The sequence below is a fragment of the Kitasatospora sp. NPDC098663 genome (assembly GCF_044760075.1).
GTDB lineage: Bacteria > Actinomycetota > Actinomycetes > Streptomycetales > Streptomycetaceae > Kitasatospora.
In genome coordinates, this window is record NZ_JBIWAP010000010.1 from 126,319 (window position 1) to 150,662 (window position 24,344).

At 70.9% G+C, this 24,344-nt stretch carries 23 protein-coding genes and 2 pseudogenes; 18 read left to right on the forward strand and 7 right to left on the reverse strand.

The genetic code is table 11. The features are described 5' to 3' along the window. The first annotated feature begins 153 nt into the window (after positions 1-153). Both ACIQVZ_RS13530 and ACIQVZ_RS13535 read left to right on the forward strand, forming a co-directional pair. Positions 154-1,476 (forward strand): hypothetical protein, encoded by a 1,323-nt coding sequence (locus tag ACIQVZ_RS13530; RefSeq protein ID WP_402449682.1) that lies wholly within the window; start codon positions 154-156, stop codon positions 1,474-1,476. After that, a complete protein-coding gene (locus ACIQVZ_RS13535; RefSeq protein WP_402449684.1) occupies positions 1,473-2,186 on the forward strand; it encodes an SDR family NAD(P)-dependent oxidoreductase in 714 nt (237 codons plus the stop codon). The genes ACIQVZ_RS13530 and ACIQVZ_RS13535 overlap by 4 nt, the downstream gene beginning before the upstream one ends. Positions 2,187-2,277: 91 nt before the next feature. Here ACIQVZ_RS13535 and ACIQVZ_RS13540 read toward each other — a convergent pair. The 5 genes and pseudogenes from ACIQVZ_RS13540 to ACIQVZ_RS13560 form a co-directional block, all read right to left on the reverse strand. Beyond that, positions 2,278-3,125 (reverse strand): annotated as a pseudogene (locus ACIQVZ_RS13540) (hypothetical protein). Positions 3,126-3,247: 122 nt separating this feature from the next. After that, positions 3,248-4,093 carry a hypothetical protein gene (locus tag ACIQVZ_RS13545; protein WP_402449686.1) on the reverse strand — a complete coding sequence of 282 codons (846 nt, stop codon included), beginning with the start codon at positions 4,091-4,093 and terminating at the stop codon, positions 3,248-3,250. Then, positions 4,080-4,976: an aldo/keto reductase gene (locus tag ACIQVZ_RS13550; RefSeq protein WP_402449689.1), complete on the reverse strand. Its 897-nt coding sequence runs from the start codon at positions 4,974-4,976 to the stop codon at positions 4,080-4,082. Before ACIQVZ_RS13550 ends, ACIQVZ_RS13545 begins: the two co-directional genes overlap by 14 nt. Continuing rightward, entirely contained in the window at positions 4,973-6,190 is a 1,218-nt protein-coding gene (locus tag ACIQVZ_RS13555) for a cupin domain-containing protein (protein ID WP_402449691.1), read from the reverse strand. Before ACIQVZ_RS13555 ends, ACIQVZ_RS13550 begins: the two co-directional genes overlap by 4 nt. A 17-nt stretch (positions 6,191-6,207) precedes the next feature. Then, complete coding sequence (locus ACIQVZ_RS13560; protein WP_402449693.1) at positions 6,208-6,351, reverse strand: hypothetical protein; 144 nt, start codon at positions 6,349-6,351, stop codon at positions 6,208-6,210. A gap of 177 nt (positions 6,352-6,528) precedes the next feature. On the opposite strand from ACIQVZ_RS13560, the gene ACIQVZ_RS13565 reads away from it, so the two are divergent. Together ACIQVZ_RS13565 and ACIQVZ_RS13570 are read left to right on the forward strand one after the other, a co-directional pair. Beyond that, positions 6,529-7,923, forward strand: coding sequence for a helix-turn-helix transcriptional regulator (locus ACIQVZ_RS13565; protein ID WP_402449695.1), 1,395 nt, complete (start codon positions 6,529-6,531; stop codon positions 7,921-7,923). A 39-nt stretch (positions 7,924-7,962) separates the two neighbouring features. Continuing rightward, complete coding sequence (locus ACIQVZ_RS13570) at positions 7,963-8,646, forward strand: RibD family protein (RefSeq protein WP_402449696.1); 684 nt, start codon at positions 7,963-7,965, stop codon at positions 8,644-8,646. Between the two features lie 86 nt (positions 8,647-8,732). Here the strand turns inward: ACIQVZ_RS13570 and ACIQVZ_RS13575 are convergent, their stop codons facing one another. Both ACIQVZ_RS13575 and ACIQVZ_RS13580 read right to left on the reverse strand, forming a co-directional pair. Then, positions 8,733-9,458, reverse strand: a complete 726-nt coding sequence (locus ACIQVZ_RS13575) for a 5-formyltetrahydrofolate cyclo-ligase (RefSeq protein ID WP_402449698.1) — start codon at positions 9,456-9,458, stop codon at positions 8,733-8,735. Positions 9,459-9,481: 23 nt separating this feature from the next. Further along, positions 9,482-10,612: a helix-turn-helix transcriptional regulator gene (locus tag ACIQVZ_RS13580; protein ID WP_402449701.1), complete on the reverse strand. Its 1,131-nt coding sequence runs from the start codon at positions 10,610-10,612 to the stop codon at positions 9,482-9,484. A gap of 315 nt (positions 10,613-10,927) precedes the next feature. Here ACIQVZ_RS13580 and ACIQVZ_RS13585 point away from each other — a divergent pair, with 315 nt between their 5' ends. The 14 genes and pseudogenes from ACIQVZ_RS13585 to ACIQVZ_RS13650 all read left to right on the forward strand — a co-directional run bounded on the left by ACIQVZ_RS13585 (position 10,928) and on the right by ACIQVZ_RS13650 (position 24,334). Further along, on the forward strand, positions 10,928-11,905 hold the full coding sequence (locus tag ACIQVZ_RS13585) for a hypothetical protein (protein ID WP_402449703.1): 978 nt from the start codon (positions 10,928-10,930) through the stop codon (positions 11,903-11,905). A 48-nt stretch (positions 11,906-11,953) separates the two neighbouring features. Next, complete coding sequence (locus ACIQVZ_RS13590; protein WP_402449705.1) at positions 11,954-13,453, forward strand: amino acid permease; 1,500 nt, start codon at positions 11,954-11,956, stop codon at positions 13,451-13,453. Next, positions 13,450-14,886: a glutamine synthetase family protein gene (locus ACIQVZ_RS13595; RefSeq protein ID WP_402449708.1), complete on the forward strand. Its 1,437-nt coding sequence runs from the start codon at positions 13,450-13,452 to the stop codon at positions 14,884-14,886. Before ACIQVZ_RS13590 ends, ACIQVZ_RS13595 begins: the two co-directional genes overlap by 4 nt. A gap of 87 nt (positions 14,887-14,973) precedes the next feature. After that, positions 14,974-16,506 (forward strand): Mur ligase domain-containing protein, encoded by a 1,533-nt coding sequence (locus ACIQVZ_RS13600; RefSeq protein ID WP_402449710.1) that lies wholly within the window; start codon positions 14,974-14,976, stop codon positions 16,504-16,506. Between the two features lie 29 nt (positions 16,507-16,535). After that, entirely contained in the window at positions 16,536-17,054 is a 519-nt protein-coding gene (locus ACIQVZ_RS13605) for a hypothetical protein (protein ID WP_402449711.1), read from the forward strand. Further along, positions 17,051-17,302 (forward strand): hypothetical protein, encoded by a 252-nt coding sequence (locus ACIQVZ_RS13610; RefSeq protein WP_402449714.1) that lies wholly within the window; start codon positions 17,051-17,053, stop codon positions 17,300-17,302. Before ACIQVZ_RS13605 ends, ACIQVZ_RS13610 begins: the two co-directional genes overlap by 4 nt. Before the next feature lie 78 nt (positions 17,303-17,380). After that, complete coding sequence (locus ACIQVZ_RS13615) at positions 17,381-18,325, forward strand: hypothetical protein (protein ID WP_402449717.1); 945 nt, start codon at positions 17,381-17,383, stop codon at positions 18,323-18,325. Further along, on the forward strand, positions 18,322-18,771 hold the full coding sequence (locus ACIQVZ_RS13620; protein ID WP_402449721.1) for a hypothetical protein: 450 nt from the start codon (positions 18,322-18,324) through the stop codon (positions 18,769-18,771). Before ACIQVZ_RS13615 ends, ACIQVZ_RS13620 begins: the two co-directional genes overlap by 4 nt. Continuing rightward, positions 18,768-18,950, forward strand: coding sequence for a hypothetical protein (locus ACIQVZ_RS13625; protein ID WP_402449724.1), 183 nt, complete (start codon positions 18,768-18,770; stop codon positions 18,948-18,950). The genes ACIQVZ_RS13620 and ACIQVZ_RS13625 overlap by 4 nt, the downstream gene beginning before the upstream one ends. Next, positions 18,950-20,890 carry a glycoside hydrolase family 15 protein gene (locus ACIQVZ_RS13630; protein WP_402449726.1) on the forward strand — a complete coding sequence of 647 codons (1,941 nt, stop codon included), beginning with the start codon at positions 18,950-18,952 and terminating at the stop codon, positions 20,888-20,890. The genes ACIQVZ_RS13625 and ACIQVZ_RS13630 overlap by 1 nt, the downstream gene beginning before the upstream one ends. Beyond that, complete coding sequence (locus ACIQVZ_RS13635) at positions 20,890-22,983, forward strand: NB-ARC domain-containing protein (RefSeq protein ID WP_402449729.1); 2,094 nt, start codon at positions 20,890-20,892, stop codon at positions 22,981-22,983. The genes ACIQVZ_RS13630 and ACIQVZ_RS13635 overlap by 1 nt, the downstream gene beginning before the upstream one ends. Before the next feature lie 301 nt (positions 22,984-23,284). Next, positions 23,285-23,494, forward strand: a pseudogene (locus tag ACIQVZ_RS13640) (NUDIX domain-containing protein); the annotation flags it as partial. A gap of 37 nt (positions 23,495-23,531) precedes the next feature. Next, positions 23,532-23,960, forward strand: a complete 429-nt coding sequence (locus ACIQVZ_RS13645; protein WP_402449863.1) for a hypothetical protein — start codon at positions 23,532-23,534, stop codon at positions 23,958-23,960. Further along, positions 23,939-24,334: a hypothetical protein gene (locus ACIQVZ_RS13650; protein ID WP_402449865.1), complete on the forward strand. Its 396-nt coding sequence runs from the start codon at positions 23,939-23,941 to the stop codon at positions 24,332-24,334. The genes ACIQVZ_RS13645 and ACIQVZ_RS13650 overlap by 22 nt, the downstream gene beginning before the upstream one ends. Positions 24,335-24,344: the final 10 nt, after the last annotated feature.

The following is a 24,344-nucleotide window of genomic DNA, read 5'->3' on the forward strand; positions in this document are numbered from 1 at the left end:
TCCCCTTGTGAAGAGCACTTTTGTCGTCTCCGTGTCGTCTTCCGGTCCCACCGGCCGCAAATGAGACATCAGCACACAGTGGCGGAAGGGCTACAATCCGGTGAACACATCGGGGGTTTACTGATGAGCCGATCAAGCGGCTTACGCACACGGATGCGCCTCGTCCACCCGCTCAGCGTCGTCCGGGACGCACAGGACTGGACGTACCAGGACGTCGTCGACATCGTCGCCAAAGCCACGAAACGGTCGGCCGACCGGCGCAAGGCGTGGAAGTGGGAGAACTGGGGCGTCGAGCCGGACGCCGAGAGTCAGGCAGCGCTCGCGGCGGCACTCGGCGTACCGCTGGGGGAGGTGCACCGGCTCGGCTGGCCTGGGTGGTTACCAGACGGCGGGCCGGTCCGCACCAGTTTTCCCTGGACCATGGCGGGGACGCTCGATGCACTGGACGACACCCTGGAGCATGCGATGCCCGACCGGCGCGGATTCATGAAACTCGGCGGGCAGACCCTGACCCTGCTCGCCGGCCAGTGGCTCTCACAGACGCCCGACGCACTGGCCGCCGCGTTCGCCGGAGGCCCGGTCGACGAACAGCTGGTGGAGGACCTGGAGAGCGGGCTGCCACGGCTTCGCCGGCTGGAGGCCGCACTCGGCGGCCACCGCGCTCGCCTACTCCTCGACACCGAGCTGGCTACCGTCACCGACCTGCTCAAGCAGGCGTCCTACACCGAGAAGGTCGGCCGACGCCTGCTCCGCCTCAACGCCGAACTCGCCCGACTCGCCGGCTTCGCCAGCTTCGACGCCGAACTCCATGCCGCCGCCCAGCGGTACTGGACTACCGGCCTGCGCGTCGCCCACGCCGCCGACGACCGTGCCCTGGGCGCCAACATCCTCAAGTCGCTCAGCCTCCAGTGCTACGACCACGGCCTCGCTACCGCCGCCCTCGCCCTCGCCACCGCCGCCGTCGAAGGCGCCGGCGACGTCACCCCCAGAACGCGGGCCATGCTGCTGCTGCGGCAAGCCCGCGCCCAGGCCGCCTGCGGCAACCGGGTCGGGTGCGACCGTTCGCTGTCCGAAGCCGAGACGCAGATTGCCCGCTCCACCACCACCGACGACGACCCGGCCTGGACCGAATACTTCGACCCCGCCGAGTTCCACGCCCAGACCGCCACCTGCTACGCGGACCTGCACCGCCCGAGGCTGGCCGAAGTCCATTTCACTACCGCGCTGGACCTCATGTCCCCGGCCAAGGTACGTGACCTGGCCACCTACACGATCCAGAGCGCCCGTACCCACACCGCGCTCGGCAACGCCGACCACGCCGTCCACCTCCTGGAGAGGGCCGCCCAGTTGGCCGCCAGCGCACCGTCCCACCGCAACACGACCCGGGTGCTCACGGCTCGAGCCGAACTCCCGATGACCAAGAAAGACCCGAAAGTCCAGCGCCTCGACGAGCTGCTCGCCACACTGTCCGCATGACCACACACCCCAACCAGCGCGTCGCCCTCATCTCCGGCGGAAACCGAGGCCTCGGCCTCGCCATCGCCACCCGACTCGCCGAACAGGGCATGCAGGTCGTCATCGGAGTACGCGACCGACTGGCCGGCCGCGAGGCGGAGACAGCCCTCGCCAGCAAGGGGCTCACGGTTCGCTCCTACGAACTTGACGTCACCGACCCGGCCAGCGTCGCCCGTTTCGTCGCCGACGTAGCCGCCCAGCTGGGACGCCTGGACGTGTTGGTCAACAATGCCGCCGTCGCCGTCGACCGCGGCCAAGCTGCCTCCGCACCCGACTTCGAGCGCGTCCGTGCGACCCTCGACACCAACCTCCTCGGCGCCTGGCGCCTCGCCGCAGCCACCGTGCCCGAGATGCGCAAGAACGGCTACGGCCGCATCGTCAACATCACCAGCCACCTCGGCTCCCAGAGCAACATGGGCACCGGCAACGTCTCCTACCGCATCTCCAAGACGGGCCTCAACGCGCTCACCCAGATCCTCGCCGCCGAACTCGCCGGCACCGGAATCCTCGTGAACGCCGTCTCCCCCGGCCGCATGGACACCCGCATGGCCTACGGCGAGGCCGACCGCACCCCCGATGAAGCGGCCGACACCCCGGTCTGGCTCGCCACCCTGCCCGACGACGGCCCCACCGGCGGACTCTTCTACGAACGCGAGCCCTTGGTCTGGTGACCTTCCGCGTCCTTCGAGTTCGCGTGCGGTGGTTCACCCGTCACGGCCCGGATGAACCGCACAAGGGTCGCCAGGGGTGTACACGAGCAGGTTAAAGCAGGCCGATCAACTGCTCGGCCTCGATTCGGGCCAGCGCCATCCGGGGGTCGTCCGGGTTGGCGTGGGGCCCGGCGATCTTTGCCAGCACGAAGAGGCGCATCACCATGCCGTCCCGGCTCTCCAGGTCCGCCCTGCGCTCGCGGCGAACGCGGTCCGCGAGCTCTGGGACGGCGAGGGAGGCAGCCAGCAGCGACGCGGAGTCGAGGCCGCGCGGCGCGATCCCCCAGTCCTCCCAGTCGAACAGGCAGAACTCGGGCCCGGTGACGTTCGCCCAGTTCAGGTCGGCATGCGCCGACGACCAGGATCACACCTTGGTGTTCACCGCCTGCGGGAAAGCGGTTCGGATCACGTGGTCGACCAGCTGCTGGGTGATCAGCTCGGTGTCCGGTGTCGCCACCCTGGCCGTTGGCCAGGCGGCGAGCACGTCCAACGAAGCGTTCAGAGCCTTCCACTAGCTGTCCGGAAGCTCAGGATCGGCGGCAAGGACGGCCGTGCCGACCGGGCTGCCCGGAAGCAGCGAGGTCTCGTCCGACCGCCAGAAGGCCTTGTCTCCGGGGTCCTGCCACGCCGCCGATTCCACCCAGCGGGGCATTGCCACTCCGGTCAGCACGGCTGCGGATTCAGTGCCGCCCAACCCTGCTCGCGGGCCCGCGACCACGGCCGGCGCTCGACACGGACCCAGGTATCCCGGTCGGTGCGCGCTCCGATCGACCGGCGCTTGCGGACGATGCCGGTCCGATCGAGTACGGCGCCGAGGCGCCGTTCGACCCGTTCGAGGATGTGGTCGACCGACTCCCTCCGCAGGTCCACCGCACAGCCGTCTACTACAGATAGCGTCACGGCGGTGACGTTAGCAGGGCCGAGGCAGGACGGCGCCGCGGTCCGCGCTGCAGCCGACTACCGTCGGTGGGCCGTGAGTTCTGCGCTGCAGAAGCTGTCACCAGATCACCGCTGTTACGCCCCTACCCGACGAGTTCGGGGGCGGCATCCCCCGGAGGGGGCACGCCGGTCAGCTCACGGGCGCGGTCGGCGAGCGGGACGGCCAGTTCCGGGTACCACCCGCGGGCGACGGCTTGAAGCATCTCTGCGATGGCGGTGAGCTCACCGACGCGGCCAGCTGGACTGTCGAGGACGGCTGCGAACTCGTGGCGGATCCGCGCGGCGACGGCGGGGACGAGGAGGCTGTTGGCGTGGAGCATGCCCGGGTCGAAGCCGACCGGGACCAGGCCCCAGCGTTCCCAGTCGATGATGGTGAGGGTGGGACCGGTGAGGTTGGCCCAGTGGAGGTCGCCGTGTCCGGTGGCGCGTTCGACAGCTTCCGGGGCGCGGACGCCGAGGAACTGGGGGAACGCTCGCTCGATCCAGGTGTCCCGGACCGTGGTCCGCACGCCCTTGGCGGTGGCGAGGCTCTCAGTTGCGCTTCGGAGGCTGTGCCACCAGAAGTCGTCGAGGCCAGGGTCCGTCGTCAGGTCGGGTCGGCTGGAAACTACCGGGTTGGTGATGTGGTCGAGCAGGTCGGCCTGGTACCCATGCCCGTCCTGCGTCCAGTCGAAGATGCCGTGGAGGCGCGGCCGGGAGACGTCCTTCGGGACGAGGGCGTCGGCTCCGGCGATGCCGCGCCCCTGCTTGCGGGTGCTGGTCGGCGAGGTGGAAGCGACGCGCAGCCAGTGGGTGCCGGCCCGGCGGCCGATGGTGCTGCCTGCAAAGCCCCAGACGGGGCTTCCGGTGCAGGTCACCTCCAGGTGGGCGGCGGCGGTGGCGTGCGCGGCTTCCATGCGGATGCGGGTGGGTTCGTCAGGCGACTGCACAGATCACGCTCCTGAGCTGGTCGGGCTCCAGCGGCACGGTGGTGGCTTGTAGAGCATCCTGCCAGTGGGTGCTGCTGCTGGCGGACAGGAGTGTGACGGTCAGGCCAGGGCAGGAGGCTGCGACCAGGAGGGCGGCGGTGGCGGGCGTCAAGCCGGGTCGGATGAGGTTGACCAGTTCGGGTGTCATGAGACCCGGTAGGTCACCGCCGTGAAGGGGGGCGGACCCGAAGGTGGTGATGCCAGCGTCCTGGGCCTGGTAGAGCGAGCTGGGCGAGGCGTCGAGCACTTGGACGATCGGGTCCGCCATGACGAGGCTGACGGGCTGCTGGAGACCTGCGAGATGGTGCTCGTCCGATCCTGCGGCCTCTCGGGCCAGGCGAAGCAGTTCCGGGACGGTGAACGCGCCGTCCCGCAAACCCGACCAGGTGGCCACGCCGTACCCGGTGATCCGGCCCTGGTGGACCAACTCCTCCAGCACCGTGAACGCGCGGCGCAGAGCTGTGTGGATCTGCGGCCGGTGTTCCCCTGCGCGTTCTGGGTTGTGGACGAAGACGAGGTCGGCCCGGCCGAGTTCCTCCAAGGTACGTTCGGTCTGCCAGCGGACGAAGCCCGGTGCGAGGCTGTGCCCGGCGGTCGGTTCGGTGATGCCGAGTACTCCGTCGACCATGGCGGCGCGCGCCTGTTCGGCCGTGTGGAACCCGGTCTTCGTCGCCACGCGGACGCCCGGGTGCTCGTTGAGCAACGGTGCGAGGGCCCGATGGGCCTGGCCGTCCGCGTAGTTGGGGGCGGTGTCGATCCAGGGTGCTCCAGAGGCCAGGGCGGTGCGCGCCGCCAGTTCGACGTCGCGCACCTTGTACGTGCCCAGGCCGAGCACGGCCGTCATCGGCTTCCTTCGGTGACGTGGAGAACCTGCCCAGCGAGGAGCTCGTTCAGCAGGGCGACGGCGTCGTTGATACTGATCCCGCCCGCCTCGGCGAACGCGCGGACGGTCAGCGGCTGCCCGACGAGCAGGCGTTCCATGGCGGGCCTGGCCTGGTCCTTGAACTCCCACTCGGTGCCGGCCGCCGCGAACGTGACCGTTCCCTCGGCCGGGTTCTCGGTCAACCGGGCGCGAGGAACCGTCGACGTGATCGTCAGCGAGCCGACCGTGTCCGTCTCGGCAGGGGTGCGCGGGACCGGCAGCCCACCGACGAAGGGAAACGAGGGCACTGGGCGGCCCGGGTGGGTGGTGTCGATCGCCTGCGCCCACCGGGTGAGCAGGCACGGGTCGTCCAGCTCAGCGAGAACAGCGCGCCGTAAGTCGGCTACATAGGCGGCCTGGTCTCCCACGGGGGCGAACCGCGGCACGTCCAGGCGGACGGCGGTCTCGGCGCGTACCCGGTCGACGACCCAGGACAGAAGGTCGGCTCCGGTGTGGGCGACCAGGCCGAAGGTGACATGGAGCGAGGCGGTTCCTTGATCGGCGGTGACCGCGTGCCACCACCCGCGGGGGAGGTACAGCACGTCACCCGGGGTGAGCACGAAGTCCGCGATGGGTTCGCCGGTCGGCTCGGTCGGTGTCTCGACGTCGCGCCAGGCAGGTGCAGTCCGGGTCGGGCCGTAGATGCGCCATCGCTTGGCGCCGTCGAGTTGGACGACGACGACGTCGTGGTCGTCCCAGTGGGTACCGAAGCCCTCCACCGAGGTCCAGGAGGCGTAGGCATTCGCCTGGACAGGGGTGCCGAGGAAGCATTCGAGGCCGACGGCGGCGGCCCGGAGCGGGCGGTGTATCTCGTCGATGGCGTCGAGGACCAGCGATGCGCCGTCGGCCAGACGCTGGTGAAGTTCGGAAGGCTGGATCCGGTGCCAGGTGGCGGCACGCCGGTTGGTGACGGTCGAGGCGTACCGGTGAGCGGGCAGAGTCTCGCCGTCCGCCGACAGGCGCAAGCGGGGCGGCTCCAGCCGGTGGGTGGCCAGGATGGTGTTCAGGTCGTCCCAGGACAGCAGGTCGGCCACATCTGCCGACCTGCCGGGGATCACGAGGTGGGAGCGGTGGAGCGTCTGGGCGAGGAAGGTCTCCCCGCCCAGACACGCCGCCCACGAAGCGGTGTCAAGCATCGTCGTGGGCGCTCCGGCTAGTCGTTGTCGTTGCCGTCGGAACGGCCGCCGGTGACGTCGGAGGGCACGTCGGCCCTGCTGCGGGCGGCGGCGATGCTCCGCTTGGCGACCAGCAGCCCGTCGTCCTCGACGCCTTCAACGGCCGTCACGGTGTTCTTCATGCGGTCGACCTCTCGTTCCTGTTTCGCCGGGCCTTCCGGCGAACACCAGGGAATCGCTGCGCGACGCATCCGAACAGAGCAGAATTGGTGCACAGATGGGGCATCCGTGTGGGAAACCAGGCGCTGAGCAGGTGACTTCACAGTCAGGATCGGCACAGCACGCTGAGGGGACAGGTGATGGGGGAGCGGCGCGAGCGGCTCGTCGCACTTCGCGTGGCAGCCGGGTTCACCCAGGAATCGCTGGCCGAGGCCATGGCCGTCGACCGATCGACCGTGGGCCGGTGGGAGCGGGGCAAGTCCTCGCCACAGCCCTGGCAGATGGCGAAGCTGTCCGACCTTCTGCGGATGACCCCGGACGAACTCGTCGCAGCCCTGCGAAATCCCGGCCCCATCCGGCCAGCCGTTGGAACTACCCCGGCCACCAGCAATCCGTATGAGGCCCCTCGCCGGCCCGAGGCGCACGGGTTGGGTGGCACGGGCACTTCCATGACGGCTGGAACCGCCACGATGGCTCTCATGGACGGCGGCGTCCGGGTCGGGTGCCGGGCGGCCGACGGGCGGATCATCTTCGTGACCATGCCGCGCCAGGCGCTGTCCCATGGCGTATCGGCGACATCCGGTGTCACGCGCTTGTCCGGCCTCGCCATGCCCAACGTCCAGGCCCTGCCTCCCGTGCTGGCCCCTGAACTTCACCCGGTCGAGAGCCTTCGGTCGCTGCGCAGGTCCCTGGTGGAGTGCGACAACATCCTCGGCCCTCGCGAGGTGGTCGCCACCGCCCAGGAACACATCCAACTGATCCAGCACCTCCGCCGGGAGGCCACCGGTCACGACCGGCAAGCCCTGCTGCAAGTTCTCGCCGAGTACGCGGAGTTCTGCAGTTGGCTCCATCAGGACGGCGGCGACCACCGCGCCGCCCAGTACTGGGCCGGCCGCGCAACCGACTGGGCGAGCGCCTGCGGCGACCACGACCTGACCGCCTACATCACGGCCAGGAAGGCCCAACTGGCAGGCGACATGAGGGAATCCGCCGACGCCGTCGACCTCGCCGACTACGCCGAGCGTCTGGCCCGTCCCGGAAGCCGACTGAGCGCCATGGGTGCGGTCTACGGTGCTCACGGGCACGCGCTCCTCGGTGACGAGCTGACCGCCCAGCACACCTTCGACCGCGCGCTCGCGCTGATCGCCGACCCGTCCGAAGCTCCGATCGGGCGCGGCAGATGGCTCGACGCCGCGTACGTGGAGGCCCAGCGCGCTCGATCGCTGTCTCTGCTCGGACACCACCACGAAGCGGTGGCCGGCTTTGAGCGGGCGATCCGCTCCCTGCCCCCCAACTTCCGCCGCGACCGCGGCGTCTACCTCGCCCGCTCGGCCATCTCCCAGCTCGCTGCCAACGGCCCGGAACATGCAGCCGCAACGGGCGAGGCGGCGCTCGCCATCGCCGTAGCGACCGGCTCCGCCCGGATTCTCACCGAGCTGGCCACGCTCGATGGACTGCTACAACGATGCCGGGGCGTTCCCGAGGTCGACCGGTTCCGGGAAGCCCTCGACAGCCATCTCCTTCATGAAGTCTGATCATCAAAGTACCCAGCACCACCGAGAGAACGGACCACGATGGCCACCCGCCCCTTCGTCCTGCTCAGCGTCGCCACCTCCGTCGACGGCCACATCGACGACGCCTCGCCCGAACGTCTTCTGCTGTCGAATTCGGCCGACTTCGACCGTGTCGACCAGGTCCGGGCTGAGTCCGACGCCATCCTCATCGGCGGCAACACCCTGCGCAGCGACAATCCCCGGTTGCTCGTGAACAACGAGAAGCGCCGTGCCGACCGCGTGGCGGCCGGCAAGCCGGAGTACCCGCTCAAGGTGACCATCAGCGCCAGCGGTGACCTGAGCCGGAACCTCAAGTTCTGGCACTTCGGGGACAAGAAGGTCATCTACACCACCGACTCCGCCTCCGCCAAGCTCCGCGAGGAACTCAGCGGTCTGGCCGATGTCGTCAGCACCGGCGAGAGCGTCGACTTCGGTGCCCTGCTCGACGACCTCGCCGCCCGCGGCGTCGAGCGGCTCATGGTCGAGGGCGGCGGACAGATCCATACCCAGTTCCTCTCCCAGGGCCTGGTCGACGAGATCCACCTCGCCGTCGCACCTCTGCTCGTCGGCGACGCCGATGCGCCCCGCTTCCTCTACCCGGCCGACTACCCCGGCGGAAGCACGCGCCGGATGCGCCTCCTCGGCACCGAGGCGGTGGGCGACGTCGTTCTCCTGCGCTACGCCCCCAAGGAGGAGTTGGCCTGAGCAAGCCGTGCCGGTGGTCAGTAACGACACTCGCTGACCGCCGGCTCCGATCGCCCTGGCGTTCGCTCAGCCATCGCTCACGATGTTCAACTGCGCTCTGCCCAGCGCTTGGCGAGCGCCGGAATCGCAGCGATCTTCTCCTCCGGAAGATCCTCCCACCGGATCCGGGCGGGAGTGCGCGGCCCAGGGCACGGGATCACCGTCTCCGGCGTGACGATCAGATCGACCTTGACGTCGTGGGCCTCCGTCGGCACCACGTCCACCACTTGGAGGCGGTGCACCGTGGTGACGAACACCGTCTTCTCGCTGATCAGCCCGGCCTCGGTCAGGAGGGCGGCCTCAATGTCCGAGTATCCGGCACCCTTGCCTATCCGGGCGCCGGTCCGGTCGACCGCGACGCTGCCCAGGACGACGATGTCGACCGGCGCCAGCTCGTCGACGTCCACGGCGTGGGTGAGGTTCGGCACCTCTCGGCGGCTCGCGGCCACCGCGGGAGGGACGGTGAGGCGCGCAGGGTCAAGGACGTAGAAGGGCGCCTGTGCCGCCAGCCGGGGAACGGCCATGTAGACGATTTTCCCCTGCGCCAGGGCAAGGGCGCGGACGGGCTCCTGCGCGGTGTCCGGCACCGCCTTGACGATCTCGGCTGCTCGCCATGCCAGCAGGTCGGCGAGGCGTCCGGCTGCCTCTTCGGCGCCGTGAAAGGCCGGAATCCTGCCGTGCGCCGTGTCGTCCTGAACCGCCAAGGCAGCGTCCAGCTCGGTCCAGACGCGCTCGCGCAGTGCGGCCTTGTCTCGTTCCCGGCTCGCGGTCACAGCTGCATCGTCTCCTTCTTTGGTCAGGGCGCTGCCATCAGGGACAGCAGCCGGTCGTTGAGCTCCAAGACCTGGACCTCCCGCCGCCAGGGTTTCAGCTCCCGGGCTGCGGCGAACACTCGGTTCATTCCCCCGCCACCACGAGTCTGTTCGAGTTCGTCGACCGCTTGGTCGAGTACCTCCAGGGCGCCGTCGACTTCCCGCTGGCGGATGAGGGCCAGGGCTAGGTTCCCCAACACGATCGTCCGCGACTTCTGTCGACGCCCCAGGCTCCCGGCGACGGTCTCCAACTCAGTCTGAGCTCGCCGGAGTTGGCCGAGTTCGAGATAGCAGGAACCGGCGAGACGGCGGAACTGGTCCGGAGAGACGAGGTCTGCGGCGGGCCCGGTGTCGCCGTGCGCCAGCAGTTCCTGGGCGAGGCCGATGCTTTTCTCGCACTCTTCCCTGTCTCCCAGCATGGCGTGCGCTTCACCGGCATGCAGGAGTGCCAGGCCGGCGAGAGCCGGGCTGACCGGCCCCGCCCGTCTGGCTGCGGCTTCGGCGAGCGCGAGTCCGGTCGGCGCGTCGGTGGTGCCGTACAGATCGACGTAACTCGACCGCAGGAGTGCATGGCTCTCTAGAACGGGATTCTGAAGACGTCGGGCGAGGGTGGCGGCCTGGGAATAGCACTTGCGGGCGCCGATGTGGTCGCGTCGTTGCGAGGCGTCCCAGACCAACTTCCCCATCAGGGTGGCCGTTTCGGCTTGGACGGTCAGCACGTCACGCTTCTGCGGGCCATCGCCAAACTGGCAGGCCATCTGGTCGAGCAGGGCGAAGTGCTGGCCGGCCTCAGCGAGCAGGCTTGAGGACGGCACACGGTCGTACCGCCGCTCAAGGTCCAGATACACGATCCGTAGTTCATCAAGCGAGCCTCCGGCGTGATCGCCGGACCTGGCCTTCGTCGGCCTCTCGTCGAGCTGTCCGTCGAACAAGGCTTCGAGTTCTGCGGGAGCACGTTTGATGGCCTCGCTGAGTGCCGGGAGCTGCCACGGTCGCGGGGCCGCCTTGCCGGCCTCCCAGCGGTGCACCGTCGAACGGTCGACAGCGAGATGCTCCGCCAGCGCCTCCTGGGTCCAGCCCGCCGCCCGACGCCACTGGGCGAACAGCTTCATCATGCACTCCAGTACGTTGTCGCTCTAAAGGCCGCAGCTCACGGCCAGGTTTCCCGCATGGATGCCACACGATGCAACAAATCTGCCCTGTTGCAACGCCATTGTCGCCTGGTTCCGTATGACCCGCACAGAACGGTGACTTCTCGGCTCGGCCTCCCGGTGCCGGAGTCGCGTAAGCGCCACACACAGCCTCCCACCACCCTCCGTCTGAACGCTGGCGCCCAGTGGGCTCCGCGCAGGGCCCGGTGGGCAGCTGGATCGATCGGCGCCCAGAACTCGACAAACATTTGCCATGTCCATGCCTGGAAGGACGATCCCATGATCGCCGTGTCTCCGGCTCCGCCGGCGTACCACCCGGCCGGCCTAGACGATGCGCTCCGGACTGCGGTGGACGATCTGCGGGCCGGTCGCTGGCTGTCGACACAGCGATTGCTGGCCACCACGGCACAGAACCTTGGCCTTCGGACGTCACGGACGCAGGTGCTGGCGCTGGTCGCGGCCCGGTCTACGGTGCTCACCGACTGGGCGCGTGAGGATCCGGGCGACCCGGGACTGGCCATCCTGCGGACCCGGGTGATGGTCGAGCACGCCCTGGCAGCAGCCGAGGCCGGTTCCCCCGCAGCCGGCCACCTGGAGCGAGCGGCGCGGGAATCGTGCCGGGCCGCCGCCGAGGCGGTGCCCTCCGACCCTGTTCCGTGGGTGTGCCTTCTCGCCCTGGCCATGCTGGACCGGTCCAAGTCCCGCCCCGAGCACCGGTGCCGCTCATCGGATCCGATGCTGCCGCTCGGGCCGTGGGGGCTGCTCGACGAGGCGCTCACGCGTGATCCGGGCAATCGGGAGGCCCATCACCGAGTGCTCCGCTACTGGCTCCAGGCCTACCGGCCAGCGGCTGCCGACTTCGTTCACCTCGCCATGTCGAAGGCTTCGGCCGGCTCGCCGCTCGCCGTCCTGCCGCTGTACCTGTCAGTTGAGCACTACCGCAACGAGCCAAGGCGGAACGCGGCCGTGCTCCGGCAATGGCTTCGGGAGCCCCATTTCTCCCGTGCTCAGCGCGCGTACGAGAGCTGGTCCGCGTCGGAGCCCGGGTCGTGGCCGGTTGTCGATCTCAGCTACCTGACCCACGCGCTGTGGGCATCGGCCCGGATGGCCGCCGCCGTCGAGGTGTTCACCATGCTCGGCCAGTTCGCGTCCCGGGTCCCATGGAGCCTGGTCGCCAATTCGCCGGAGCAGGCCGAGAGTCTGCTGCTGACCGCGCGCCAGCAGGCCCTCGCCGGCCGCGCGACCGCCCTGGCCTGATCAATCCCACCCCTGCCCACCTTCTTCCCCGCACGGAGGTCGACCTCGATGTCCCCCGCCCACGCCGCACCGCCGACCGACGAGGAACGGCTTCGCCAACTCGGCTACGAACCCAAACTGAGCAGGAGGATGGGCGAATTCGGCAACTTCGCCAGCGCGTTCTCCGTCATCAGCATCCTGTCCGGCTGCATGACGATGTTCGCGTTCGGCCTGAACACCGGCGGGCCGACGGTGATGTTCTGGGGCTGGATCGGCGTCGGGGCAATGGTCCTCTTCGTCGGCCTGGCGCTCGCCGAGGTCACCTCGGCTTACCCGACCTCCGGCGGCCTGTACTTCATGGCGCACCAGCTCGGCGGCCCGCGCTGGGGCTGGCTGGTCGGCTGGCTCAACCTGCTCGGGCTGGTCGGCGGAATCTGCGGCATCGACTACGGCGCCGCCAGCTTCATCGGGGCCTTCCTCAACCTGCAGTTCGGCTACGAGCCGACCCCTGGCGGCCTGTTCGCGATCTTCACGGCCGTCCTGCTGCTCCACGCGCTGCTGAACCTGCCGAACGTGCGGCGGGTCGCCTTCCTCAATAGCGTCTCGGTGTGGTGGCACATTGGCGGCGTCGTGCTGATCGTCGGGGCGCTGGCGATCGTGCCCACCCAGCACCAGGACGCCAGCTGGGTCGTCGGGCACTTCGTCAACAACACCGGCTGGAGCAACCCGATTTATGTCTCCTGCATCGGCTTGTTGCTGGCCCAGTACACCTTCTCGGGCTACGACGCGAGCGCGCACATGGCCGAGGAGACCACCAAGGCGTCGGTGTCGGCGCCTCGCGGGATCGTCCGCTCGATCTGGGTGAGCTGGATCGCCGGCACCGTCCTGCTGGCCGGCATGCTGTTCGCCATCCAGGACTACTCCGGCGTCCTCAACTCGCCCACCGGCGTGCCCCCGGCGCAGGTTTTCGCCGACGCGCTCGGAACGACCGGGGCGAAGGTGCTCCTCGTGGTGGTGATCGTGGCGCAGGTGTTCTGCGGCAATGCGGAGACGGCGGCGTCAGCGCGGATGGCCTTCGCGTTCTCCCGGGACGGCGCGCTCCCCGCCTCGGGCCTGTGGAGCCGGGTGTCGGAGCGCACCGGGACGCCGGTGGCCGGGGTGTGGCTGTCGGTGGGGGCGGCACTGGTGCTCGCGCTGCCGTCGCTGTACAGCGCCACCGCGTACGGGGCGGTGACCGCCGTGAACGTCGTGGGGATGACGCCGGCGTACGCGGTGCCGATCTACCTGCGGCTTCGCAGGGGCCGGAAGTTCCGGCCCGGGCCATGGAATCTGGGCCGCCGGGGGCCGCTGATCGGGTGGATCGCGGTGGGCTGGGTGGCCGTGGTGAGCGTGCTGGTGTGCCTGCCGCAGAGCTACCCGGTGACCGTCGACACCTTCAACTACGCTCCCGTCGCGCTCCTGGCGGTGATGGTGCTGGCGTGGGTGTGGTGGCTCCGGGCGGGACGCTCGTACGCGCCGCCGGTCCAGCAGTCGGCCGAGCTGGTGGAGCTGACCGAGGAGGTCGTGTGACCAGCCGCCGCTCGGGGCATCCGAAGACGGCGATGCGGGCAGCCCGGTACTGTGGGGCCGGCAGCTCGCCGGTGGCGGCTTCGCCCACCGGACTGTTGCACCGGCTGGTGGCCGACTTCGGGATCGAGACGGTGCTGCTTGCGGCCGTCGATGTGCAGGGCCGTCTCAAGGGCAAGGAGTACGACGCGGCCTGGCTGGTGGACCGGCTGCGGTCGGGCCGTCTTGCCCCGGAGATGTGCGGGTACGTGATCGGCACCGACCTCGGGATGACAGCCCCGCACGCCGGGTCGTTCTCGTGGGAGTCCGGGTTCGGCGACATCGGGCTGCTGCCCGATACCCTGCGCGCCCGCGTCCTGCCGTGGCTACCGTCCACCGCGGCGGTGCTCGCCGATCCGGTCAGCGAGGGGTGGCCGCACCCGCTCGCCCCCGTCACCGTGCTGGCCAAGCAGCAGCAGCGCCTCGCCGGTGTCGGCCTGACGGCGATGGTCGGGATCGAGACCGAGTTCGTGCTCTACTCGGGCACCGCCCGGGACGCGACAGCGGCCGGCTGGCGCGGGCTTCGCCCCGCCGTGTGGGACAACCGCGACTACGCGCTCGACCTGCCGACGCCGGTCCGGGAGTTCAGCAGGAGGCTGCGGCAGGTCCTCGCCGGGGCAGGCCTCCCGGTCGAGGCGGTCAAGGGCGAGGGTGCCGCGGGCCAACTGGAGGTCACCTTCCCGTACGGCGAGGTGACGGCTATGTGCGAGCAGCACGTGCTGTTCAAACACGCCGCGAAGACAACGGCGGATCAGCGGGGCATGGCGGCGTCGTTCATGGCGGCCCCGTCCACCGGGGTCGGCAGCGGCATGCACCTGCACGTCTCGCTGCACGACGTCGACGGCCGGCCTGTCCTGGCCGCCGACCCGCAGGACGGGACCGTGCTGTCAGAGCTGGGCGAGCAGGCGGTGGCCGGGCTGCTGACCGTGCTGCCGGATACCGCCCCGCTGTGGGCACCATATGTGAACAGCTACAAGCGCCTGCAGCCGCACTCGTTCGCTCCGGCCCGCTTCGCCTGGGGCCGGGACAACAGATCGTGCGCGGTGCGCCTGGTCGGCCACGGCCGCAGCCTGCGGCTGGAGGTGCGGCTGCCCGGCGCGGACGCCAACCCGATGCTCACGCTGGCGGCCGTCCTGGCCGGTATCCGACACGGCGTCGAGGCCAGCCTCAAGCCCCCGCCCGTCACCCGCGGCGACGCCTACCTGAACCGTGAGGCGCTGCTCGTGCCGCAGTGCCTGGCCGAGGCACTCGCCGCCTTCGAGACCAGCGCACTGGCCGGCGAACTGCTCGACGAGCCGGTCGTCGCGCACCTAGCCCGCGTCGCCCGCCTGGACCTGGACCACCACGCCGCCCGCGTCACCGACGCCGAGCTGGAGCGCGGTCTCACCCAGGCATGAGCCCCGGGCCGGTCGCGGCGCCACACCCCCTGCCCGCGACCGGCCCGGTCCAACCCCACCCCTCACCCTCACCTGCTGGAGGACCCCATGGAGACCGTGGACACCGCCGCCCGCCCTCGCCCGAACGGCGACGCGAAGCCCACCCCTGACCGGCCCGACGTGCTGGCCCGGGCACACCTCGTCGATGCGGCGAAGCCCGGTATGGAGGGCCTGGCGCTGTGGCTGGTCTCCCACGGCCTGGACGTCACCGGCAGCATCGAGCCCGCCGACCAGGACGGCGCCGCTGCCACCCGGTTGCGTGAGGCCGGGGTCGGCGTGGTGGTCGGTTTCGACGCGCGCAACGTACGCGAGGACCGGACCTGTGTCGTGTGGTCGGGGGTAGTGGCCGCTCCGCACCCCGAACTCAACCAGGAGCTGAAGCTGCCGGTGCTCGCACGCGCGCACGCGCTCGCCTCGCTGACGGCGGGCTTCGGCCCGCAGCTGGTGGTCGTCAGCGGCAGCCACGACACCGCGACGGCAGCAGCAGTGCTCGCCGCCGCGCTGAACGACGGACGCACCGGCTGGATCCTCAACGCCCCCTCCCAGAACCGCACACCGGGGCACGGCGGCGACCGGCGGCTGGTGGTGGACCTGTGCCCGGACACCACCACCCACGAGTCCGCTCCCCTCAGGTCCTGGAACAACTACCGTCCCAGCACCGCGAACCCGCACCGGCGCCCGCAACCCTCGGTAACGCTGATCACCACCGCCTCCAGGAACGCGCCGCACTTCGAGGACACCATCGAGGCCCTGAACGCCGCCACCAACCTCGCCCGGTCGTCCACCACCGTGGTGCTGCCGCTGTGGGACAAGGGCGCCACCATCGTGCACGAGAGACTCACGGACCGGCCCGACCCCAACGTGGCGGTGGTGACCGTCGGCCTCGACGAGAGCGCCGACGTGTGGGTCCTCACACCCCGGTGGCTCGGCGGCGAGCACCTCCTCACCCTCAGATACCAGGGCGTGCAGCACCAGTTCACCGTTGCAGTCATCGGCCGCCACCACGCCCTCGCGGCGTGCGCCGCCATCGCCACCGCCCTCGTCGCAGGCGAGGACCCGCAGACCGTGGCGACGCGCCTCGCCGCCTTCCGCGGCGTCACTCGCTCGCTCGCCATGCTCGGCACACAGTGCGGCATCACCATGGCGGACTCCCGCGCCCGGCACCCGCGCGAGATCGCCCAGGACGTCACGGCCGCCCGGATGCTCACCGAGGGGAACGTGATCGTCGCCCTGGAGCCTGACGGCATCGCCCGCACCAGCGCCCACGCCGACGAACTCGGCGCCGCCCTCGGCGACGCCGACCTAGCACTGCTCCTGCCGGTCGCCACCCCGCTGTCCGGACACGACGGGCCCGACCCGCTGGACGCCGTCGAGCGGGCCGCCGTCCGCGTCCTCGGAGACGGGGCGGTCCACCGCGTGCGCTCCGGCCCGTACCAACCCGGCCCCGAGCAACGGATCGTCGAGATGGCCACCGAGGGCGACCTCGTGCTGGTCGTCGGAACCGGCCAGGCCGAACGGCTCGGGCCCCGCGTGCTGGACCGCCTCACCCCGACCGGCGCCCCGGGCGCCGACCGCCCGTGAACCGCCCGCCGACCACCGGAGACACCACCATGACCACCCTCCCCGCCCACACCCTGACCGGGCAGCAGGTCCGCCTGCTCGGACACATCGCCACCGAATCCACCGCCCGCACGATCGCCGCCGACCCGGACCTCCCGTGGGAGCGCGCCGAGGTCGACGCTGCCGTCAAGGAGCTGCTCGCGGTCACCGGCACCCGCACCGGTCCCCAGCTCGTCGCCTGGGGCACCGCGCACCGCGTCATCACCGACACCGCGCAGACCTGCGCCGCGCTCACCGCCGATATCCGGCTCCCCCGGCGCCTCCACCGTGTCCTGGTGGGTTGGGTCGGCGGGCGCACCGCCCCGGAGCTCGCGGCGGGCTTCGACGTCGCGACCACCACCGTGCGCAGCTACGGCAAGGACTTGCGTGCCTGGCTGGGTGTGCGCACCCAGGTGCAGGCGAGCATCGCCGCGGTCCTGTCCGGCCTGGTGCTGCTCAGCGACATCGACCCGTCCTGGCCCGCCGAACCTCTGGAGCGCGCCGCCGCACCCCGCACGCAGGCCGCGTGAACGCTCCCCACACGAGTGGCCGGGCCGCGATCGGGCTGGTCTGCTTCCTTCTCGGAGTCCAGGTCGGGGCCGCCGCCCTCTTCCTCGTCCAGCACCGCGCCCAGCTCGCCCAGCCGCTCTACCTGGCGGTCTTCGCCCTCGTCGGCTTCGCCACCCTGGCCGTCGCCGACCGCCTGCTCGCCTCGCGCTCCACGCCGAAACGCCGCACCGACCCCTCCCCGGAGGAGCCGCCGCGCCCGGCCGACTGAGCACCCGCGCCACCACCGCACCGACCCATGGCGGCCGTTCGGGCCCGGGCCGCACCCCTTCGACCACAGAGAAGAAGATTGAGCACTCCGCCACCCTCCACCGACGGTCTGGCCGCCCGTGACCTGGACCGCCACCTGATCAACCGCGCAGGCATCCTCGTCGACTCCCGCACGCTCGACGACCTACCGGTCACCCGTCTGTCCGGGGCCTCCCCCGTCCTCCTGGCCACAGGTACCCCCGTGCCCACCGGCGTCCCCGCACCACTACTGCGGCTGCTGATGCGCGCCGGCTCCATGGCGGTCCCGTGCGCCCTGGTCGCCGAACGCCTCGGCCTGCAACTGACCGGCATGCTCATCACACAGCGCGTCCCCAACGTGTGGTCCGCATCCGTGTCCACCGCCGAGCAGCGCGAACGGGGAGCCAACCCCTACCGCGCCGCAGCCCACGCTCTCGGACTGTCGGTGGACAGCTGTCTGGTCATCACCACCAACCCCGCGCCCCCCGAGGCGGGGGCCAGCGGTGCACGCCGGGTACTGCTCAGCCGCACCGGAGTCCTCAGCAGGTCCGCCACGGCCGTCACCGGGCTGAACGAATACGAACACGCCCTCGCCCAGTTGATCGCCCTCGGACACACCTACGAAAGCGCCGCCAAGGAACTCGGCTGCTCCATCGCTAGGGCTTCCAACACCATGTCCAGGCTGATGCACCGCCACGGCCGCAGCGACCGCACCCGCACCATCGCCGACCTCATCACCACCGGGCTGCTCGACACCACTGAGCTGCGCGCCGCGCTGCCCGACAAGCTCCCCGGCCTTCCCCCGCGCATGCTTCAGGTTTTCACCCTGCTCGCCACCCACGAAGTCCGCACCGTCGCACGCCTGGTTGGCATCAACCAGGACACCATCGGCAGCGTCATCACCCGAGCCGTCACCGCCGTGAGAGCCCGCAGCCGCACCCACGCCGTCGTCATGGTCCTCCTGCTCGGCCGGCCGGACCCCGCCGAATCCGGTGGTGCGCGGTGAGGCTGGTCGAGTACCCCCGGCAGTACACCCCCGATGGCGGACTGTCGCTGTATCTGGCCGGGGCGGGGGCCGGCCGTCCCGGCTGGCAGGCCGACGCCGTCGCCCTCCTGAACGTGGCCGGCTTCACCGGTACCGTCCTCAACCCCCAACCCGACTCCGAGACGGAAGCACCGTCCGGCTGGCAGGAACACAACCTGCGACGCCTCGGCGCCGTCCTCCTGTGGTGCCCGCACGGCGCGCAGCACGTGCGCGACGTCCAGCAGCGTTTCCTCCACCGCTCCCGCACCTCGCTGGTCGTCGGCTGCGATCTGGAAGACCGCCTCCAGCGGTTCGTCCACGCCGAACTGCTCGGTACAACACCTGGGCTGGCCGTCGCCACCGACCTCGCCGCCACCGTGCGCGCAGCCCTCGACCACCTCAGCGCCCCGGCCACCAGCCGGCATTGAGACCGACCGCCGACGCCGAGCCCGCTGAAGGCTCCGCCCGTGCCCGCCCCGGCGCCGAACAGGTCGTCGCCGACGCCGCCGGACCCGCCATGGAGCACGCGCAGGCCGACGCCGCCCAGAACACGCGCCAACAACCCAGCTCCACCGGCCGCATACCCCCGCCCACGACAGGAACCTGATGCTCTCCAGCCCAATGTCGGCCCCGCTGATCGAGGACCACGCCCTGATCGGCAACATGCGCAGCGCGGCCCTGGTGACCCGTGACGGGTCGCTCAACTGGTTGTGTCTGCCCCGGTTCGACTCGCCGGCGGTGTTCGCCGCGTTGCTCGGCAGTGAGGAGCACGGCTTCTGGCGCGTCGGCCCCGCCGGGTACGACGGCGCGCCGCCTGCGGCGAGCACCCGGCGCCGATACCGGGGCGACTCCCTCGTCCTGGAACAGGAATGGGATACCCCTGAGGGATCCATCCGGGTCATCGACTTCATGCCCGCGCCCGACGACACCGACCACGCGCCCGCCGAGGTCATCCGCATCATCGAGGGTCTGTCCGGGGAGGTCCGCGTCGCCTCGGAGTTCCGGCCCCGCCCCGGATACGGGGCTCACCAGCCCGCGATCCGGCGTGCCGAGAAGCACGGCCAGGCCCAACTCGGCACCGTCGGCGCCGTCAGCGGCACCGACGCGTACTGGCTGCAGGGCGGCCCGCGTCACAGCCCCGGGCGTCACGGCACCTGCCTCGCGGACTTCCCGGTCGCCGCCGGACAGCGCGTCGCCCTCGTCCTCACCTGGCAGGAGGCCCGCCACCCCGCGCCCACCGCGCCCGACGCCCACCGCGCCCTCGGCCACACCCTCGCGTTCTGGCACGCGTGGTCCTCCGGCTGCACCTACACCGGGCCGGACCGCGAGGCCGTGGTGCGCTCCGCCATCACCCTCAAGGCCATGTGCCACATACACGGCGGGATCATCGCCGCCCCCACCACCTCCCTGCCCGAACAGATCGGTGGCGAACGCAACTGGGACTACCGCTTCACCTGGCCGCGTGACTCCGCGCTCACCGTCTCCTCCCTGCTGCGGCTGGGCTTCGTCCAGGAGGCCGGGGCGTGGAGGGACTGGCTCACCAGCTGCCTGGACCCCTCCAACCTGCGGGCGCTCTACCGGCTCTCCGGCACGACGGACACCGACGAGGAGGTCCTACACCACCTGCCCGGCTACGAGAGCTCCCGGCCGGTGCGGATCGGCAACGGCGCCGCCGGCCAGCTGCAACTCGACGTCTACGGCGAACTGGCGGACGCCCTGCTGCTGGCCGACGACGCCGGCTTGCCCCGCGACCGGGACGCCGACGAACTGCTGCTCGCGCTCGCCGACCAGCTGAAGCGGCGCTGGCGCGAGCCCGACGAGGGGATCTGGGAAGTCCGCGGCCCACGCCGGCACTTCACCCACTCCAAGGTCATGAGCTGGCTCTTCTTCGACCGGGCCGCCACCCTCCTGGCCCGGCGCCCCGGCACCGGCCGGGCCGTGGCACACCTGCGCGCGATGCGCGAGGAGATCCACACCGACGTCTGCGCCCACGGCATCGACCCCGAGCGCGGCGTGTTCACCCAGTACTACGGCAGCCGGGAACTGGACGCCTCGCTGCTGCTCATCCCCGCCGTCGGATTCCTTCCCGCCGACGACAAGCGCGTCATCGCCACCGTCGAGGCGATCCAGCGCGAACTGTCCACCGAGGACGGCTTCGTCCTGCGCTACCCCACCCACGACGAGTCCGGAAACAATGTGGACGGGCTCTCCGGCCACGAGGGCGCCTTCCTGGCCTGCTCGTTCTGGCTGGCCGACGACCTCGCCATGATCGGCCGAGTGCAGGAGGCCCGCGAACTGTTCGACCGGCTGCTCGCGCTGCGCAACGACCTCGGCCTGCTCGCCGAGGAATGGGACCCCCGGCTGGGGCGCCAGGTCGGCAACTACCCGCAAGCCTTCACCCACCTCGCCCTGGTCGACGCCGCCATGCGACTGACCGCCTGCGGCACCGCCTACCTGCCGGCCCAGCGCACCCAGCCCGCCGGGGCGCCCCCCGAGCGGGAACAGGGCACGCTCACGGTCGCGGGCGTGCGGCAGGAATGCCGCTGATGACCGCCCCCCTGCCGTCCGTGTCCAACCGCATCACCGGCACCCGGAGCGGCCCCGTCGTCCAGACCGGCCAAGTCCGCGACGTCCACTTCCACCCCGCCGCGCCGCCGCGACCGGTTCCCCGACAACTCACCGCGGTCACCCGAGTGTTCACCGACCGCGAGCATGACGAGGCCGCCCTGGACGGGCTGCTCACCGGCCTGCCGGAAGGCACCGCCCCGGTGATCGTGATCACCGGGGCCTGCGGGATCGGCAAACGCACCCTCGCCACTCGCTGGGGCCACCGGCACACCGAGCGGTACCCGGACGGACAACTCCTCGTCCGTCTGCGCGCCAGCAGCGTCGGCGGTCCGGCCCCGGCTGCCCAGATCGCCCGGTCCCTGCTGCTCGGCCTCGGCGAAGGCGAAAGAGGGCATCTTCCCTGGCAGGACGCCGACTTGCAGGCGCTGTGGCGCTCCATCGCGGCGACCCGGCGGCTGCTCGTGACGCTGGAGGACGCTACCAGCGCCGACCAGGTCCTGCCGCTGGTCCCCGCCACCGCCGACTGCCTGGTCGTCGTCACCAGCCGCGCGCCGATGCCCGCGCTCGCCGCCCACGGAGCGCACCACCACCATCTGGCCCCGCTCACGCCCGCCCACGCCGTCCGGCTGCTCGCTCGCATCCTCGGCGAGGACCGGGTGAGCGCGGAGCCGGGCGCCGCCGAAGCCCTCGCCCGCACCTGCGGGGGCAACCCGTTGGCCCTCGGCCTGGCCGCCAGCGAGGCCGTCCTCGCCCCCACGCGACCGCTCGTCCACCACCCAGCCCTCGCCGCAACAGACGTGGAGATCGTCCCGATGACCACCGCGCTCGCGCTCACCTCACTGCCCGAACCCGAAGCACGCCTGCTGCGGCTCGCCGCCCTGGTCCCCGCGCCCGACCTCGACCACCTCGCCGTGGCCGCCGCCACCGCCACCCCCGCCGCCCAGACCCTGAACCTGCTGCACGAACTCGCGGCCCGACAACTGCTGGAGCACACCGGCCGCCAGAGCGTGCGCGGCGACGTCTACCGCATCCGCCCCGAGGTCCGGGAGCTGATCCGCAGCCCGACCGACACCCGCCAGCGCGTAGTGCAGTGCTACCTCGACCACCTGATCGCCACCGCCCAGGACACCATCCAGCGCCTCACCCCTCACCACCGGGTCCTACCGCGCCAGCACCGCCACCACCCCGCCGAGCGGTTCCCCATCACCGACGACCGCACCGCGCAGGAATGGCTGGAGGCCATCACCCCCGCGGTCCTGCCGGCCCTCGCTGCCGCCCGCGAACTCGACGAGAACCAGGCGGCCACCGTCCTGGTCCACGACCTGTGGCCTCTCTTCCACCGCCTGCGGCGCACCGACCTGAGTGTCCCCTGCCACACGCTCGGGCTGGGCTTCGCCCGGCTCTGGGGCCACCGCCTGGCCATCTACGAGATGACCACCACCCTGGCCATCTCGCACAAGCGCACCGGAGCCCGCGAGGAGGCGCTGCGGCTCTACGAGGAGGGCCGCGCCCTCGCCACCGAGGACCAGGACAGCAGCCGCATCGCCCAGTGCACGGCCGGAATCGGCGCGACCCTCTACGACGCCGGGCAGTACGCCGCCGCCGAACCCGAGCTCACCCGAGCCATCACGCTCTACGCCGACCTCGGCGACCGGCGCGGCGCCGGCCTCGCCGAGATCCTCCTCGGCTCCGCCGCCGCCCGCCAAGGCAACACCGACCTCGGCATCCCCCTACTCCAACAGGCCCTCGCCGACCTCGAATCGCTCACCCCGCCCGACCCGCTGAACGCGGCCAGGGCGAAGGTCTTCCTGGGAGAAGCCCAGTCTCTCGCCGGCCAGCACGACCCCGCGAACTGGACCATCAACATCGCCGTACAGGAGTTCGCGCACCTCGGCCACCGCCACTGGACGGCCCACGCCATCGAGTACCTCGGACAGGCCGCCGAACGCGGCGGGCTGCCCGAGGTCGCGGCCAGCTGGTACTCCGCCAGCCAGGACCAGTACCGGAACCTGGGCAGCAGCCGCGACGTGGAACGCCTTCACAACCGGCTGCTCGCCCTGCTGCACCAGTGACCAACGCTCACCGACCCTGCGGCCCGCCGGGCTCGGCGCGGTTGCCGGAGGTCCCTGACACAGTGTCCGAGGCGATCAGCAACATCCTCGTCGGTCATGCGAGTTGGGGTCGTTCACCGGATCGTGTGTCATCCGACGCGACACGCCGACGCGGCCCCGCCCAGCCGCCTACGGTGGAACACCTGCTGACGCACTCACATACGACAAGCGATCACTTGCCTGATCGCGGCTTCGCCGCGCCCTGATCCGGCCGGGCGGCCCTTCACGTCCGCTCTCCGCCGCTTCGAGAGGAAGAATTCCGATGGTCCACATACTGGTTGTGGGAGTCCACCTGGTCCTGATCGAGGACGGGCGGGTGCTGCTGGGGCAGCGCACCAACGCCGCCTTCGCGGACGGCTACTGGCACGTTCCCGCCGGCCACCTCCAAGAGGGCGAGTCCGTCCTGCGCGGCATGGTCCGGGAAGCCGAAGAGGAACTCGGCATCGGCATCAGCGAGGAGGACCTGGACCTGGTCCACACGCTCCACCACCTCGACGCCGAGGACGGCGATGGCACTGCGCGGCATCATCGCCCTGGTCGACGAGCAGCCCGATACCTTCGCCGCTCTGGTGGAGCGAATCGGCACCTGGGACGACGATCCGGGGCGCACGCCGTACCCGCGGCCCCGTTACCAGTTCGCCGTCACGGAGGCGCTGCGGATCGTCAACGACGCCTTCACCGCCATCGAGGAGGTCGGCCCGCTGCCCAACGAGGCCGTGGTGGACGGCGCCCGCCCGTTGATCGAACGGTTCGCCCCTGCGGAGTACCACGACGCCGCTCTGGAGAAGCTGGCGGCCTTGCCCCCAGGCAGCGAGCCGATGGGCCTCTCCGGCGGCGAGGAAGCCGGGGCCGTCGACTCCGTCATCGCCGCGACGGCAGCCGCGTGGATGATCGGCGGCGCCGGGGGCGCATGGCGATGCAGCAGTCCGTGCGGCTGACCCTGCTCAAGCAGGTGCGCTACGCAGAGAGCACGGCCTCCGGCGCCCCGGAGCGCGAGCAGATCAACGAGATCAGCGACGCTGACGCCCTTGCGTTGCTCGCGGACCTGTACGACGAGGAGTACGTCCGGCCGATCCCCGGCCCCCGTGATCGGGGCCCCTGGGAGTGGGACATGCTGGCCGTCCTCAAGACGCACCTGCTGGAGACGCCCGCCGACGCCACCACCCCGGAGCAGGCCGAAGAACTCAAGGCCAAACTCCTCACCGTGCTGCAGGCTGCCACGGCCACGCTCACCAAGACGACGGAGCCCTCGGTGCGCACGGTCGGCAGGCAGGTCCAGCCCAAGCGCCAACCGAAGAGCAAGCGGAAGTAGCCCGCTCAGC

What these genes read in the sequence shown, in the direction of transcription:
- ACIQVZ_RS13530 (WP_402449682.1), top strand. Translation starts at nt 154, where the DNA reads ATGCGCCTCGTCCACCCGCTCAGCGTCGTCCGGGACGCACAGGACTGG.
- ACIQVZ_RS13535 (WP_402449684.1), top strand. Translation starts at nt 1,473, where the DNA reads ATGACCACACACCCCAACCAGCGCGTCGCCCTCATCTCCGGCGGAAAC.
- ACIQVZ_RS13550 (WP_402449689.1), bottom strand. Translation starts at nt 4,976, where the DNA reads ATGACGGCCGTGCTCGGCCTGGGCACGTACAAGGTGCGCGACGTCGAA.
- ACIQVZ_RS13555 (WP_402449691.1), bottom strand. Translation starts at nt 6,190, where the DNA reads ATGCTTGACACCGCTTCGTGGGCGGCGTGTCTGGGCGGGGAGACCTTC.
- ACIQVZ_RS13560 (WP_402449693.1), bottom strand. Translation starts at nt 6,351, where the DNA reads ATGAAGAACACCGTGACGGCCGTTGAAGGCGTCGAGGACGACGGGCTG.
- ACIQVZ_RS13565 (WP_402449695.1), top strand. Translation starts at nt 6,529, where the DNA reads ATGGGGGAGCGGCGCGAGCGGCTCGTCGCACTTCGCGTGGCAGCCGGG.
- ACIQVZ_RS13570 (WP_402449696.1), top strand. Translation starts at nt 7,963, where the DNA reads ATGGCCACCCGCCCCTTCGTCCTGCTCAGCGTCGCCACCTCCGTCGAC.
- ACIQVZ_RS13580 (WP_402449701.1), bottom strand. Translation starts at nt 10,612, where the DNA reads ATGATGAAGCTGTTCGCCCAGTGGCGTCGGGCGGCGGGCTGGACCCAG.
- ACIQVZ_RS13585 (WP_402449703.1), top strand. Translation starts at nt 10,928, where the DNA reads ATGATCGCCGTGTCTCCGGCTCCGCCGGCGTACCACCCGGCCGGCCTA.
- ACIQVZ_RS13590 (WP_402449705.1), top strand. Translation starts at nt 11,954, where the DNA reads ATGTCCCCCGCCCACGCCGCACCGCCGACCGACGAGGAACGGCTTCGC.
- ACIQVZ_RS13600 (WP_402449710.1), top strand. Translation starts at nt 14,974, where the DNA reads ATGGAGACCGTGGACACCGCCGCCCGCCCTCGCCCGAACGGCGACGCG.
- ACIQVZ_RS13605 (WP_402449711.1), top strand. Translation starts at nt 16,536, where the DNA reads ATGACCACCCTCCCCGCCCACACCCTGACCGGGCAGCAGGTCCGCCTG.
- ACIQVZ_RS13630 (WP_402449726.1), top strand. Translation starts at nt 18,950, where the DNA reads ATGCTCTCCAGCCCAATGTCGGCCCCGCTGATCGAGGACCACGCCCTG.
- ACIQVZ_RS13635 (WP_402449729.1), top strand. Translation starts at nt 20,890, where the DNA reads ATGACCGCCCCCCTGCCGTCCGTGTCCAACCGCATCACCGGCACCCGG.
- ACIQVZ_RS13645 (WP_402449863.1), top strand. Translation starts at nt 23,532, where the DNA reads ATGGCACTGCGCGGCATCATCGCCCTGGTCGACGAGCAGCCCGATACC.
- ACIQVZ_RS13650 (WP_402449865.1), top strand. Translation starts at nt 23,939, where the DNA reads ATGCAGCAGTCCGTGCGGCTGACCCTGCTCAAGCAGGTGCGCTACGCA.